Origin of the sequence: Bacteroides sp. ZJ-18 (assembly GCF_011038705.2) — a bacterium.
Classification (GTDB): domain Bacteria; phylum Bacteroidota; class Bacteroidia; order Bacteroidales; family Bacteroidaceae; genus Bacteroides; species Bacteroides hominis.
In genome coordinates, this window is sequence record NZ_CP072198.1 from 1,966,636 (window position 1) to 1,982,308 (window position 15,673).

The 15,673-nt window shown below is 38.7% G+C and carries 8 protein-coding genes; 5 read left to right on the forward strand and 3 right to left on the reverse strand.

Going from position 1 to position 15,673, the window contains the following annotated elements:
- Positions 1–70: 70 nt before the first annotated feature.
- Entirely contained in the window at positions 71–646 is a 576-nt protein-coding gene (locus tag G7Y45_RS07760) for an RNA polymerase sigma-70 factor (protein WP_005810129.1), read from the reverse strand.
- A gap of 885 nt (positions 647–1,531) precedes the next feature.
- On the opposite strand from G7Y45_RS07760, the gene G7Y45_RS07765 reads away from it, so the two are divergent.
- The 4 genes from G7Y45_RS07765 to G7Y45_RS07780 all read left to right on the forward strand — a co-directional run bounded on the left by G7Y45_RS07765 (position 1,532) and on the right by G7Y45_RS07780 (position 9,507).
- Complete coding sequence (locus tag G7Y45_RS07765; protein WP_165018000.1) at positions 1,532–4,849, forward strand: TonB-dependent receptor; 3,318 nt, start codon at positions 1,532–1,534, stop codon at positions 4,847–4,849.
- Between the two features lie 21 nt (positions 4,850–4,870).
- Positions 4,871–6,508 carry a RagB/SusD family nutrient uptake outer membrane protein gene (locus G7Y45_RS07770; RefSeq protein ID WP_005810142.1) on the forward strand — a complete coding sequence of 546 codons (1,638 nt, stop codon included), beginning with the start codon at positions 4,871–4,873 and terminating at the stop codon, positions 6,506–6,508.
- Between the two features lie 75 nt (positions 6,509–6,583).
- Entirely contained in the window at positions 6,584–8,059 is a 1,476-nt protein-coding gene (locus tag G7Y45_RS07775) for a DUF6057 family protein (RefSeq protein ID WP_165017997.1), read from the forward strand.
- Between the two features lie 11 nt (positions 8,060–8,070).
- On the forward strand, positions 8,071–9,507 hold the full coding sequence (locus tag G7Y45_RS07780) for a PD40 domain-containing protein (RefSeq protein ID WP_165017994.1): 1,437 nt from the start codon (positions 8,071–8,073) through the stop codon (positions 9,505–9,507).
- Positions 9,508–9,744: 237 nt separating this feature from the next.
- Here the strand turns inward: G7Y45_RS07780 and G7Y45_RS07785 are convergent, their stop codons facing one another.
- Positions 9,745–10,203 carry a hypothetical protein gene (locus G7Y45_RS07785; protein ID WP_165017991.1) on the reverse strand — a complete coding sequence of 153 codons (459 nt, stop codon included), beginning with the start codon at positions 10,201–10,203 and terminating at the stop codon, positions 9,745–9,747.
- 63 nt (positions 10,204–10,266) lie between these two features.
- Positions 10,267–11,355 carry a hypothetical protein gene (locus tag G7Y45_RS07790; RefSeq protein ID WP_165017988.1) on the reverse strand — a complete coding sequence of 363 codons (1,089 nt, stop codon included), beginning with the start codon at positions 11,353–11,355 and terminating at the stop codon, positions 10,267–10,269.
- A gap of 880 nt (positions 11,356–12,235) precedes the next feature.
- Between G7Y45_RS07790 and G7Y45_RS07795 the strand changes: the two genes are divergently transcribed.
- Positions 12,236–15,646, forward strand: a complete 3,411-nt coding sequence (locus G7Y45_RS07795) for a TonB-dependent receptor (RefSeq protein ID WP_165017985.1) — start codon at positions 12,236–12,238, stop codon at positions 15,644–15,646.
- Positions 15,647–15,673: the final 27 nt, after the last annotated feature.

A 15,673-nucleotide genomic window follows, 5' to 3' on the forward strand; every position in this document is an offset into this window, starting at 1 on the left:
TCCCCCAAAGAAAATTTAAAATCTTTAAAATAAAAGGGAAATCATGAAATAAGCTCTCTATACCTTATTATTATAGAGAAAGAAATATGATAAATAAATAGATGTTTTTACGTAAAAATTTTAAGGCTTCATTAATATGTCGCTCTACAGTTTTCTCACTGATAGACAGCCGAGTAGCTATTTCTTTATAGCTAAGGTGCTCTTCACGGCTTAAGTGAAATACTTCTTGTTGCCGAGGCGTCAGTTCAGAAATTAATTTCTTTATATAGGCCTGAAGATCGGCTGCATCCATTTCATCTTCAATATCATATTCAACTTCTGCACTACTGAGTATAGTCGTTTTATACGCATTTTCATTGAAACTTTTACGAAATTGATTAAAAATTATATTGCGGGTTATAATAAATAGAAATCCTTTGAAGCTTTCATTCTCTTTCAAGAAGATACGTGCCTCCCACAATTTTACGAAGACCTCCTGTACCACTTCTTCTACTTCGGCCATAGAAGATAGGTATAAACGGGAAAAGTTGTGAACTTTAGGCCAATACATTCTGTATAGAGCAGTAAATGCAGCTTCGTCCCCCAGTTTTAATGATACAATAAGCTCTTTCTCGGTCATAAATCTATCGGTGTGATGTGCAAACATACAATTTTTTAGGGAGAAACAATACAAATTTTAAAATAAAAATAGAGGATTTATAGCAAATGAGCGCATTTGAATATAAAAAGATGTGTTTAAATAATAATGATTATAGAAATATAAAAAAGATAGTAAAATTCATTTTAGGTTGACATAAGGGAGAGGATCTTTATATTTAGCTAACTCAGACTTTCTTTGAAAAGATGCTATAATAATTTCATCTTGAATAAAAATACCATTATTATGCAATACAGAATTATCTTTTAAGTAAAAATACATTTTATTGCAGGATCTTATTCGTTTCCTGAATATAGGAAATTAATTCTCTATCTGTACGAAGTTAATATCCTGTTGACAAAACCTTAATTCTTTATTTGTACGAAGTTAACATCTTAAAAAGTTAGAGTTCAAAAATCTGCTTTAAGAAGCTATTTACTAATTTTTCCCGTTTACATTTCTACTATCATAAATCATCGTTAATTCACTTAATACATATCATTAAAGAGCTATATCGTTTGTTTTATCGAGCAAATACACAAAATTGGAGGCTTTATCCTATCAAATATAACTTTCTCTAACAGCAACACAGCTGTTTTTTTCCTTAGATCTTTGTTCGGGTGCTAAAACCAGCAATACAGATGAGGTAGAAAATACAAAATGATAAAAAAGCATGAAATAATCAAAATGTAAACAGGACCCAATAATAAATAGGGGATAAAAATGCAATAGTTCTCGAAGAACTTAGATCAAACACCAAATTTTAAACCTAAATAAGAAAGAAAAGGATGAGAGAAAAACAGTAAGCTAAGTTAACCTGGTGCAGTGATGCTTTAGAAGTGTCCTGTGCTCACTTTATCAATCAAAATTACAATCTAATAATTAATCGTATTTATGAGAAAATGCAACATGCGGTGGTTTAGTCCGCAAAGAATGAAAAAGCATCTGGCTTTTGCTTTGGCAGTTAGCCTGATAGCTATGGTACCTGTAAGTGCCTTCGCTCAAGTACTAAAGATTTCAATGACGAAGACAAACGTATCCATCGAGAGTGTACTGCGTGAACTTGAAAAACAAAGCGAGTATACTTTCTTCTACAATGACAATCAGGTAAAGCTGAACAAGAAAGTATCCATCAATGTGTCGGATGCCCCGATCGAAACTGTACTGAACGAAGTATTCAAGAATTCGGGATACACTTATAAGATCGTGGATAATCAGATCGTAGTATCTGCGACGAAAGAAGCGACAAAAGACGTACAGACAACTCAGCAACAAAAGCAGAGAAAAGTTTCGGGAGTTGTAAAAGATGTAATGGGTGAAGCCATCATTGGAGCATCAGTAGTAGAAAAAGGAGCTCCTTCTAATGGTACTATAACAGATATTAACGGACAATTCAGTCTGACAGTAGGCGGCAACGAATTACAAATTACCTATATCGGTTATATGCCTGAAACAGTATCGTTGAAACCAGGTGTTACTTCTTACAATGTTACCATGAAAGAAGATACAAAGACCCTTGACGAGGTAGTTGTAGTAGGTTACGGCGTACAGAAAAAAGCAAATTTAACAGGTGCAGTATCATCCATTAATGCTGAAGCACTGGAATCTCGTTCTGTATCAAGTGTCTCTGCAGCAATGGCCGGAACAATGCCGGGTGTAACAGCTATCCAATCTTCCGGTGCTCCGGGATTACAAACCGGAACAATTACCGTACGTGGTAAAAACTCGGTGAATGCGGCCAATCCGTTAGTCATCGTAGACGGTGTACCGGGTAGTATGAATACCATTGACCCACAGGATATCGAAAGTTTGACAGTATTGAAAGATGCTGCTTCTGCCGCAATCTACGGTGTACAGGCTGCCAACGGTGTAATCTTGATTACAACTAAAAAAGGTAAGAAAGGACAAGATGCCAAAGTATCCTATTCGGGTAGTGTAGCATGGGCAACTCCTACGACAAAACTAAACTTCCTTGGTTCGGCAGACTATGCTATGCTGTACAATGAAGCTGTAAAAAATGAAAATCCCAATGCCGCCCTTCCGTATAGCGATGAAGATATCGAGCTTTTCCGGAATGGAACTGATCCAATCGGACACCCCAATACAGACTGGTATAAAGAGACATTTAAAAATTTTGCATTTGAACAACAACACAATTTCTCAATCAATGGTGGCTCTGAAAAAACAAATTACAGTGCATCGGTTGGTTATCTCTATCAAGGTGGTTTAACAAACGAAAATGATTATAATCGTTTCACCGGTCGTATCAACGTTGAATCAGAAATCAGCAAATGGTTTTCTGCCGGACTGAATGTATCCGGATATAGAGGAACACGTGAAGATGGAGCTGTCGGATTTGCTACACTGATGAGTGAAGTGACCCGTAACAGCCCGACACTACCGGTTTACAATGAAGATGGTACATTTAATTATAGTGGAAAAGCCAATCCGGTAGCAGAATTAGGAAGAACCGGTTTTTATCGTCAGATGGACCAGCAGTTGAATGCTATCCTACATGCAACCGTACACATTTTACCGGAATTGAGCGTTAAGGGATTATTCTCTGTACGTAATGATATTCGTAACATCGATTACTTCAAGAAACATTATTCATATGGTACCGGATCAAATATTTCTGATTCCGGTTTGAGAGAAGGATACGATAAATATTATATCTGGAACGAATATACATCTCAGCTATTGGTGAACTATAACAAAACGTTCAAGCAACATACTATCGGTGCATTGTTTGGCTTTGAGCAGTGGGAACAACTTTATAAATATACAGAAGCCACACGTAAGGGTGGTGGTAGCGATGAACTAACAGAGTCATTGAATACACTGGATAAATCATCTCAAACCAATTCTGATGGTGGCACGGAGTTAGCCCGTCGTTCATACTTTGGGCGTATCCAATACGATTACGCTGACAAATATTTATTTGAAGCGAATCTGCGTGCAGATGCTTCTTCACGTTTCCCGAAAGATAATCGTTGGGGTGTATTCCCTGCATTCTCTGCCGGATGGAGAATCTCAGAGGAAAACTTTATTAAAGACAATCTGAACTGGATGAGTAACTTGAAGTTACGTTTAGGTTGGGGGCGTACCGGTAACGAAGAATTGAGCGATATCTACCCTGCAGTAGCGACTTATGCTTATGGTTCTTATATGTTTGGTAATACATTGAACACAACTGCCTATGAAGCGAGATATGTAAACAGTGCACTTCAGTGGGCCACAGTTACTAATTACGAAGTTGGATTAGACGCAGGATTCTTAGATAATAAACTTGGATTTGAACTGTCTGTATACAAGAAAAAAACAGATGACATGCTATTGAAACTTCCGGTACAGGGCATTTTAGGTATGTCAGCACCGGTTCAGAATGCAGGTAGTGTAGAAAATACAGGTTTCGATTTGAACATTTTCCACAATAACCGTATCAATAAAGATTTCAGCTATGCTGTAAATTTAAATCTGGCTTATGTAAAAAACCGTATCACAAACCTTGAAGGTACTGAAGGAGAAGATCCTGACAACAATAAATTATGGCGTTTAGAAGGTTATCCCATCGGTTCATTCTATGGTTACAAAGCAATCGGTTATTTCAATACTGAAGAGGAACTGGCCAACGAACCGAAACGTACAGGAACAGAAAAATTGGGTGATATCAAATATGCTGATTTGAATGGTGATGGTAAAATTGATGCTGCGAATGACCGTACAGTGATCGGTCAAAACTTCCCGAGCTGGACAGGTGGTTTAAGCATTAACCTGTATTGGAAAGACTTCGACTTCTCTGCTCTGTTCCAAGGTGCATTCGATGTCGATAAATACTGTGAAGCCGAATCTTCATACGCATTCTATAATGGTGGTAAAGTGCTGAAAAAACACTTAGATCGATGGACTCCGGAAAATCATAATGCCAGCTATCCTCGTATCACAAAAGATTCACAAACTAACTTCGTAACTTCTTCTTTCTGGTTGGAAGACGCGTCTTATGTACGTTTGAAGAATGTGTCATTAGGCTACAATCTGCCTAAGAGTTGGCTGAACAGAATTGGCGTTAGCAGAATCAAAGTCTATGTAGCTGGTGAAAACTTACTGACATTCTGTGGTCTTGAAGACATTGACCCGGAAGAATCAAGTACACGCGGATGGTCATATACCAACGTGAAGAAAGTTTCATTAGGCCTAAAAGTTTCATTCTAAATCCCTCAATACTATAAAAATATGAAAAAGAATTACTTATATATATTTGCAACAGCCCTTATAGTAGGGTTCAGCTCTTGTAGCGACTTTCTGGATCGCTATCCTCAGGAAGAGCTTTCTGATGGTAGCTTCTGGAAAACGCCGGATGACGCAAACAAAGTAGTCTCAGACCTCTATGGCTATCTGTCTACATGGGATCAAGACAACGACATTAATTCAGACAATGCCACAATGGGTATCAAATGGGCTGCAGGTAATATTTCCAAAGGAATTTATGACCCGGCAGACCAAGGTTGGAGCGGTGATTATGCAAATGTCCGTCAGTGTAACCTGATTCTTTCAAAAATAGATGAGATTCCTGATTATCCTGAAGCAGATAAAACCAAAGCACTCGGACAGGTATATTTCTTCAGAGCGTATATTTACTTTAATCTGATCCGTTCATTCGGAGACGTTCCATACATTGATAAACCTCTGGACTTAAAAGACATGGAAGGAATCACACGTATGCCAAGAGCAGAAGTATATGAGAAAGTCATGGCTGATTTTGACAGAGCAATTGCTGCCCTTCCAACAGAATGGCCTGCTTCTGACTATGGACGAATTACTAAAGGAGCCGCTATGGCAATGAAAGCAAGAGCTGCTTTATACTACGGAAATTGGGATGTAGCTGCCAAAGAAGCCAAAAATGTAATGGATTTAGGCTTGTATGAACTTTATGATAAAGACAATACAGGCAAATATGCTGAACTTTTCTGGGAAAAAGCCGATGGTTGTGACGAATTCATACTTGTTACCCAATTTAACTACCCGGACAAAACTCACTACCTGATGGGTTGGGAATGTTTCCCTACAAAAGGTTGGGGTGGCATGAACCCCACTCAAAGTCTGGTGGACGCATTCGAAGATAGTGAAGGCGCTCCGATCAGTAAATCTAAAATATACGATTCAACAGATCCATTCAAAAACCGTGACCCACGTTTGGAGGTAGACATTTTGCACGATGGTGAGGAAATGTATGGCGTAACAATAAAAGTCGCTCCTTTGGCTTCAAGCGGTAGCACAGGCATCAACCAACATAATGATGCTACAGAAACCGGATATTATGGCCAGAAATGGCTGGACCCAAGTTTAGATCCTCAGTCTGATGGCTGGAACATGGGTAAGGACTGGGTACATATCCGTTATGCTGAAGTACTCTTAACTTATGCTGAAGCCATGAACGAACTTAAGGGGTTGGATCCGGCTGCATTTGATGCCGTCAATCAGGTAAGACGTCGTGTAGGTATGCCTGAACTTCAGAATACGGATGCCAGCAAGCCTACTTATTGTGCTACTCAGGATGATCTCCGTCAACGTATCCGTAACGAATGGCGTGTAGAATTTTGTCTGGAAGGCGGAAAACGTATGTGGGATATCCGTCGTTGGGGAATTGCCAAAGACGTATTGAATGCACCATTCGAAGGATTGAAATATAAGATTGTAGACAACCCGAATGATCCCGACAAAAAAGTAGATGGTGGAAAAATGTGTATCCTTTATCAGGGAGAACCGATTAAGTTGGTAGGAAGCAGATACTCGGACAATAACTATTTGTTCCCTGTACCGCAAAGCGAAATTGACTTGAATCCTGCTCTGACACAGAATCCGGGTTATTAATAATAGTGTTTAGACAATGGGGGCATTCCAATCAGGGAGTGCCCTCATTTCTCTTATTATCTTGCATCTATACTTATGAAGCGGTTACCATACCTACTTTTTTTACTACTTTTCATTACCTATTTCCTTTGTTACCAAGGGGTACTTTCACATGTGATTTATTATCACGAACAACACCATTTGTTCCTGTTCTCTAAAGAATACTTCTTCAAACAAATTCATACGGAAGGGTTGATCGCATATCTGAATGATTTCATCGTTCAATTCTTTTATATACCCATATTGGGGAGTGCTATATTATCCGGGATATTGGCGGGAATATATCTGTTGACGCACTATTCTTTCAAAAAAATAACAGGACAAACAGACCTGTTACAATTATCCTTGATTCCCTCTATATGTCTTTTCATTTATACAATGCCTGTAGATCATTCATTAACACCTGTCGTGGGAGTTTTCTTGGGGCTTTTGTTACTTGCCGGAATTAATCTCTTCATAACCAAACAATGGAAATGTTTCATCCGCATTCCATGGATTAATGTTCATGGAAATAAAAAGAATATGGCAATTTCCACAATTTCTACAATCATATATGCCATTGCCGCATGTTATATATTCGTACAATCATATAATATGCCGGAACGCATCATGTTGATGGCTGAGAAAAGCGTAAAAGAGAGAAATTGGGAAAACACATTGACACAAACAGAAAAATATATAAATTCAGGGAGAACCAATCAACTGATCTCTTATTTTCACAACCTGGCTTTATATCACACAGGAAAACTACCTTACCACCTATTCGATTATCCACAAAAATTAGGAGTCAAAAGTCTGTACTTCCCATGGAACAGTGACAGCCGTGAAAGCGAATATGGACATTTCATTTATGAAGACCTGGGATATATCAACGAGGCACAACGGTGGGAGTTCGAATCGATGGTTGTCTGGGGAGAGACCGCTCCGCACCTGATTAACCTGGCACGGTATAACATAGCCAATAAACGTCCCAAAGTGGCACAGAGGTTTATCAACCTGCTTAAACAATCTCTTTTCTACAAGAAAGAGGCCGAAGCATTGGAGAAATGGCTACCGACAGGAAATGTTCCCGGGTTGAAAGTATCACCCGGCAAAGCCTCCAACACACCTGTACGATTCGCGAATGTTATAAATATAGGACCGGAACTGCAATATCTGTGCGAACAAGACTCAACAAACCGGATGGCTTTCGAATATCTGATGGGTAACTTACTGTTGAGCAACAATGTCATACGTTTTGTGAATAACCTGAAGTTCATACATAATTTCGATTACCCTCAAATGCCACCCGCTTACGAAGAGGCACTCTATATCTATAAATTAGGAGTAGGCGAAGAAACTTTTTCAAAATCAGGTTTCACTGTAAGCGAACAAACCGAAAAACGATTCCAACAATATTATGGTTTATATAAAAACAGAGAAATGCAGAGACTGAAATCGGAGTTTGGAAACACCTATTGGTACTATCTGAACTTCATCAGTCCCTATGGAGATAAAATCATTAAGAACTAATCTGCACTGATATGAAAACTACCTATATTCTTTTTATGATGGCTCTTGCCTGGATACTACAAGCCTGCACAGAGCAATGTCAAAGGCCGGACTTATATACAGATAGTATTCCCTGTATATACCCGGATTATACAGGAGTCACATTCCCGGTTAATATTGCTCCGCCAAATTTCATTATCAAGGAAGAAGCTGATGTTTTTCAAACAGAAATTGGTGTAGAAAAAGTGACAGATATTCTATATACCAGCAAGCAACCGGAAGTGATTATCCCATCCAAAGCCTGGAAAAAACTTCTCCAAAAGGCAGCCGGAAAGGAAATCTTTATTCGAATCACCCTCCTGAAAGATGGAAAATGGACACGCTTCGCAGATATTACAGATACCGTTTCTAATGAAATGATAGATCCATACCTCGTCTACCGGCTACTCTACCCGGGATATGAACTCTGGAACGAGATGGGAATCTATCAACGAAACCTGACTAATTATGAGGAAACTCCCATAGCGGAGAATAAAGCATTTGAAAAACAATGCATAAATTGCCATACGTTCAACCGGAACTCGCCCGAAACCATGATGATACATGTACGTGGAAAATCGGGAGGAACACTGATATCAAAGAATGGAAAAGTAGAAAAAGTTAATACAAAACCGGAAGGAGCCAAGAATGGAGGAACCTATGCGGCCTGGCATCCTACAGGGCGATATATTGCTTTCTCTATGAATGAGATACAACAGTTCTTCCATTCATCGGGACAAAAACCCATCGAGGTGTCAGACCTGGCCGCCGACTTGATGGTATATGACACGCAAAAGAAAACGTTCCTCACGGACTCCCTGATTTATGGGGATAAATACATGGAGACATTTCCGAACTGGACACCGGACGGGAAGATGCTGTACTTCTGCCGTGGAAACGCTTACAAAGAAAAGATGTCGCTGGACAGTATTCGTTATGACCTATGCCGGATTGGATTCGACCCCGAATCAGGTAAGTTCGGGAGCTTGGAATGTGTATATAAAGCTTCGGAACAGGGGAAGAGCGTGTCTTTTCCAAGAGTTTCTCCGGATGGCAGATACCTGATGTTCACTCTATCTGATTATGGTAACTTTTCTATCTGGCATCCGGAAAGCGAGCTTTGCCTTTTAACGATAGATACCGGAGAGATACGGCTTTTAAACGAGGTGAACAGTGATGACGTGGAAAGTTTCCATACCTGGTCGTCATCCGGAAAGTGGTTCGTATTCAGCAGCAAACGACTGGACGGACTTTGGGCACGACCATTCTTCGCCAGTTTCAATACGGAAACAGGAAAAGCGGGAAAACCGTTTTTATTGCCACAGAAAGATCCGCGTTTCTATGATACGTTTACTAAAACATATAATTTACCGGAGCTGATTAAAGAACCGGTGCGTAACGGAAATGAACTGATAAAAGCGATTAGATAAACGACAAGACTATCAACATTCATTAACTTAGCACACAGTTTTATTTGAATGAAGCAGGAGGCTTATTTGTGATAAATAAGTCTCCTTTTTGGGACAGTGCCCTCAATTTTTTCATTCATTATAAAAACTGTGTTGACAAAGTTTATAATCTATTTTTTCTCTTTGCTGACACCGTTTAAATTATTGCCTCTATTATATTCTTAAGTTAGAGAGTTACTTGTCATTTTTACGTAATAACTAAAGTCTGCATTCCATTCTATTGGGACTACTGGTAGTGCCCTTGAACCCAAATTTTGCATAATGACTAACTAATTTATCTGTTGATTCTTGGCGACTTTGTGCATTCACTCCATCTCCAGATGCGCTCAAAGTGATTTTAGTAATATTCTTTGTTCTTGCCTCCTCGATGATATACATGATAATTTCTCCACCAGCTCCATGATAAGCAGAAATATGATCCAAGTTCCAGATATCTCGATGAGTACTTATCCGGGCAACCCCCTTACAAATATCTCCATCCATAGCCGCATACATTATGGTACCACCTATTTCTCTGTCACAGAGTGTACCGACACCATTACATACTCGCTCTGCCTCTTCTTTCCTACTGCTTTCCAGATTATCGTGAGGGATACTTTCCTTATATTTTCTCACTTTCTCACCGTAATCCTCATTTGTACATTTAATAATATTCATAACAATAACTATTTATATTTTTCTACTCAATCAAAGTTTTTTAGAATTTACCCTTATACTCTACTACCTTTTGGAAGCCAATGTTTTCAAGATTCTATCAGTAAATTTACTTTCGAACGTCAATGCTTCCAGAAATATTTTAGGAATATTCTGTTCTTCTTGTTGAAAGTCGAACATCAAATCTACGATAGCCGGGAATTTATTATCTGCACTTTCAAATAGTTTCAATCCTTCTTTATAGTAATCTATAACATGGTTCCTCCAGGCGTTAATCATCGATTTTGGGCATTTTGCAGGTATCCCCCAGTTATCTCCTCTGCCTAAATGGGTAGAGGATGCTGGACGTCCATTAGCCATCATGAAAAGGCTACAAGGCAAACAAGACGATACTTTTGTCGTACTACTTCCAAGAGCAACTTCAAATATGGCATCACTTTCTCTTTCATCTGGTAAAAATTGAGACATTGTCCGAATCATACCATGATAACTTGCAAACAACCCCTTGGTTTTGTCATAATCCTCGCTAATGGTTTCGATACATTTATCGATTGTAATTTGTTCTGTTGGAGATTCTTCATTTGACTTACTTTTTGGAAGTCTGCTTATGATACAATATGAACAATTGGTTGCATTCTTGGCACGATTGTATGAGCCTTCAATCTCCACCCTTGCTGGATCGTCCAATTGCCGATAAGTAGGTTTATATTGTAGCAAAGCAGAAGGTCCTACAATTATAAACTGATTTCCTTTAAGTATCCCACCGATGTATGCCCCATAAGGAGGATTGGGAATTTTTGCTCCATCAAACAATTCCCCAATTATAGGGATTACCTTCACCAATGCCCTTCCCGCTTTCACTCCTTCGTCGTCCAGAGGTGCTTTTGCTAGCACATATGGCATATAACTTTGACTGAATGACTGGTCACACAAAAGATTCTTTTTTGATATCTGTTTGTATGCCTCTACTACTTTTTTATATTCAGCAGCTTCCTTGTCTGCAACAAGCTTGGCTGCTTGTTTTTCTTCGGCTGTTGTTCCCACTTCTTTCGGAGGTTCTGACTGAAGAATTACTTTCATTCCTTCCAAGCTAAAGAATCCAAACGTGATAACGGTACACAGCGCATCTGCACTTTTGTTAGTCAATTGTGGCATAATTTTTCCTAATAATACTTTTCACCTACTCTATATCAGTTTTCGGTTTTCCTGTTTAAGGATAGATAAATCCTCTGGAAATACTTTCCAGAGAATAAATTATCCTGTAAGCTTACAGTGACAAAAATAGAGTACTGATACAAAAGAAGAAATTATTAATTTCAGATGGATACATTTTACTTCAAACTACCATATTTCGTTTTCAGAACAAGCTTTTTTCGTTTGTCTTGTTATCAATACTATTCGGCATTGTACAGACACAATTACCTGTTCCTGGATAGAAGCGGATGAAAGTTTCAGCATCGGTATTCCAGTCTGCCACAACGCGCAAGTGGGAATGATGTTGAAGGAATGCTGACTTATTTATATTAGCCAGTCCTGACAGATAAGGTGTGTCTTGTCAACGGCAATAATACATATTCCTTTATATAGGAAAATTAATTTTCAAAATATAGAGAAGGTAAATACAGATATATTTGATTACAGAATAGGAAGAATAGAGTGAATAAAATGAAAAAATTAACGAAATAAGTTTATAAAATAAATTGGGGATAGTAAAAGGACGTTTGGTTAAGATTGAAAAAGCAGAAAGCAAAAGTATTTTTACTGTATCCACCTATATTGAGTATTGGCCGGGGGATTTTTTGGTATTATCAATCATGTTCTTCTTTGGGCAGTGATTCATACTATTACGATTTTTCTCTACTCTCTTTTACTAAGTTCATACGGAACTTGGAAAATTCATCATTTTAAACCTAAATAAAAAGAAAGAAATGCACAAAGAAAAATGACAACTTAGTTAGCCGAGGTACGTTGGTACAAAAAGAATCATGTACCCTCTTTATCAATCAAAATTACAATCTAATAATTAATCGTATTTATGAAAAAATGCAATCTGCGGTGGTTTAACCCGCAAAAAGTCAAAAAACAACTGGCGTTTGTTTTGGCAATCTGTCTGGTTTGTATGGTGCCTGTCACTACCTATGCCCAAATTCTTAAAATATCCATGAAGAGGACTAATGTCTCTATTCAAAATGTGATACGGGAATTAGAGCAAAAAAGTGGGTATACTTTCTTTTACAATGACAATCAGGTAAAACTCAGTAAGAAAGTTTCTGTAGATGTTACGGATGCACCTATTGAGAAAGTATTGGATCAGATTTTTAATAACTCCGGTTATACTTATAAAATAGTAGATAATCAGATTGTTGTTTCGGCAGCAAAGATAGAAACTTCTAAAACATCCTCTCTCCAACAACAGAGAAGTGTACGTATCACGGGACAAGTGAAAGATACTGCCGGAGAACCGATTATTGGTGCTTCTGTTGTAGAAAAAGGATCGGCAAGTAATGGTACAATTACTGATATGGAAGGAGGTTTCAAGTTAACAGTATCAGGTAATGAATTGCAAATAACCTATATTGGTTATATGCCACAGACCGTAAAAATTCATCCGGGAGTAACCAACTATAGTATCACAATGAAGGAAGATACCAAGACTCTGGACGAAGTGGTAGTGGTAGGTTATGGTACACAAAAGAAAGTAAACTTAACCGGTTCGGTAGCTTCGGTTAGTACTGATGAAATCAAAGACCGCGTACAGACGAACGTGTTGTCGGCTGTGCAAGGTACAGTACCTGGAGTAACCGTTATTTCACGTCCCGGACAAACACCAAGTATTAACTTCCGTGGACGTGGTAACTTAGGAACTTCGTCACCTCTCTACGTAATCGATGGTGCAATTGCGGATGCCACATTCTTTTCTAACCTTGATCCAAATAGTATCGAATCTATTTCTTTCCTGAAAGATGCTGCTTCATCGGCCATTTACGGTTCACGTGCGGCCTATGGTGTAGTATTGGTAACTACCAAACAGGGAAAAAATGATAAAATGAACGTTTCGTACAGTGGTTACGTAGGTTTGAGTAACCCTACTTACAAACCGGAGTACGTCAATTCTACCCAATATGCAGAGTTGTACAATGAGGCTCTCTACAATTCCAATCCAAAAGGTGGAAAATACCAAGGGTATACCGAGGAAGAAATTGGCTATTTCAGAGATGGTTCTAAACCAGACTTATATCCAAACACAGATTGGAATGATCTGATATTAGACAAAAATGTACTGACCACTCAGCATTCCTTGGATTTCAGTGGTGGAACAGATAAGATACGTTACTTTATCGGTTTGGGCTATGTGTATAAAGACAACATGATCCCCGGACAAGATAGCCAACGTTACAACTTGAATACCAATCTGAGTTCAGATATCACCAAGTGGCTGACTGTAAAGGCAGGAGTAAAATATATCCGCAATGATTCCGACCGTGATTGTGGCGCACCTTCATTGGCCAGTTTCTCAATGGTACCGGTTACATTCGTTGCAAAACAGTCAAATGGTGATTGGGGAACTGTGAACGGAGGTCAATCGGCAACAAGTAGCTTCATCACAAACAATCCACTCCGTGCATTGAGCAAATCGGATTGGAGTAAATCAAAAAGTGAAAATACCATGTACGATCTCGGTTTTGATATCAAACCGGTAAAAGGGCTTATTATTAGCGGACAAGGTGTATTCAAAGGATATGAATATAAGAGCAAAAGTTACACCGCCTTACAACCTAATGCCATAAACTACTTTTCCGGAGAAGAAATAGTTGGAACCGGAGTAACCAAAAATAAAATGAGTATGGACTGGCAGAGTACAAATACAATGCTTTATACGGCGACAGCCAGATATGACTGGTCGAATGATAAACATTCAGTAGGAGCATTGGTAGGTACATCTTACGAGCATTATAAATATGAAAGACTGGCAGGATCACGTGAAGAGTTCCCATCTGACGCATTAACAGATATGGAAGCCGGCTCTACTTCGGGAGCAGGCTATACCAATGGTGCAGGTTCATCGGAATATAAGATGTTGTCTTATTTTGCTCGTGTTAACTATACTTTGATGGATCGGTATTTATTGGAAGTAAACATGCGTGCAGATGCATCTTCACGTTTCCACAAAGATCACCGTTGGGGATATTTTCCTTCATTCTCGGCCGGATGGAGAATGAATGAAGAAGGCTTCATGAAAGACATCGAGTGGATCAATAATCTGAAAATCAGAGCTTCTTATGGTACTCTTGGTAATATAAACAATGTAGGAAATTATGATTATTTTCAGAATTACAGTAGTGGAAACCATTATAATTTCAGTGATTCGCCCGTAATCGGTATCGGTGAATCCAAACCTGCTAATGAAACGCTCGGTTGGGAAAAAGTTGCTTTAACTGATATTGGTTTGGACTTCGACATTTTCAATGGACTTCTGGGTGTAACAGCTGATTACTATATCAAAAACACAAGTGATATTTTGTTGGGATATAACGTACCTACAGAAACCGGTATCACAGCTGCACCTTCACAAAACATTGGTAAAGTGAAAAACACAGGTTTCGAATTAGCTTTGAATCACCGTAACAAGATTGGAGCTGTTAACTACAGCATCGGAGCTAACATTGCTACCAATAAAAATAAAATTACCAACTTAGGCGGTTCGGACAATATTATTCAGACCAGCAGTTATATCGTGAAGTATATCCTGAAAAAAGGGGAATCAATCGGTTCTTTCTATGGATTTAAAACAGACGGACTGTATACTCAAGCTGATATTGATGCCGGGCATTACTACACATTAAGTGGAGTAGTACCTAATGCAGGTGATGTTAAATTTGTTCCTCAACGTGACATCGAGTACAAACAGGAGATCACAGACGAAGATCGTACTATTCTTGGTAAAGATGTGCCCGACTTTACATATGGTGTAAACTTAAGCCTACAATATAAAGGTTTTGAATTCAGTATGTTTGGACAAGGAATCAGTGGAACTAAGGTAGCATTTGACGTATATGGTGTTCACCCATTCTACCATGGTCAGGATAACCCAAGAAAATACCATCTGAAGAGATGGACAGAAGAGAATCCAAATCCATATGCTGCTTATCCTCGTCTCTACTCGGCAAGTAGTGTACACACAACTTATAATCGTAATTTCAGTGATTATCATTTGTTTGACTCGGACTATTTCCGTTTCAAGACTTTGTCATTGGGATATACGGTACCATCTGCCACAGTGAAGAGCTGGGGATTGCAGTCATTGAAGGTATATGTAACAGGAGAAAACCTGTTCACAGTACGTGCTGATAAAAAGATGGAAGACTTTGATCCGGAAACAGCCGGTGGTGTGATTTATACGCTGGGAACCAAATCGGTAGCATTTGGTGTAAACATATCATTCTAAAATCATTCATTAAAAAATAGAATTCAC

Coding starts and splice junctions, on each gene's coding strand:
- G7Y45_RS07760 (WP_005810129.1), bottom strand. CDS start 646: ATGTTTGCACATCACACCGATAGATTTATGACCGAGAAAGAGCTTATT.
- G7Y45_RS07765 (WP_165018000.1), top strand. CDS start 1,532: ATGAGAAAATGCAACATGCGGTGGTTTAGTCCGCAAAGAATGAAAAAG.
- G7Y45_RS07770 (WP_005810142.1), top strand. CDS start 4,871: ATGAAAAAGAATTACTTATATATATTTGCAACAGCCCTTATAGTAGGG.
- G7Y45_RS07775 (WP_165017997.1), top strand. CDS start 6,584: ATGAAGCGGTTACCATACCTACTTTTTTTACTACTTTTCATTACCTAT.
- G7Y45_RS07780 (WP_165017994.1), top strand. CDS start 8,071: ATGAAAACTACCTATATTCTTTTTATGATGGCTCTTGCCTGGATACTA.
- G7Y45_RS07785 (WP_165017991.1), bottom strand. CDS start 10,203: ATGAATATTATTAAATGTACAAATGAGGATTACGGTGAGAAAGTGAGA.
- G7Y45_RS07790 (WP_165017988.1), bottom strand. CDS start 11,355: ATGCCACAATTGACTAACAAAAGTGCAGATGCGCTGTGTACCGTTATC.
- G7Y45_RS07795 (WP_165017985.1), top strand. CDS start 12,236: ATGAAAAAATGCAATCTGCGGTGGTTTAACCCGCAAAAAGTCAAAAAA.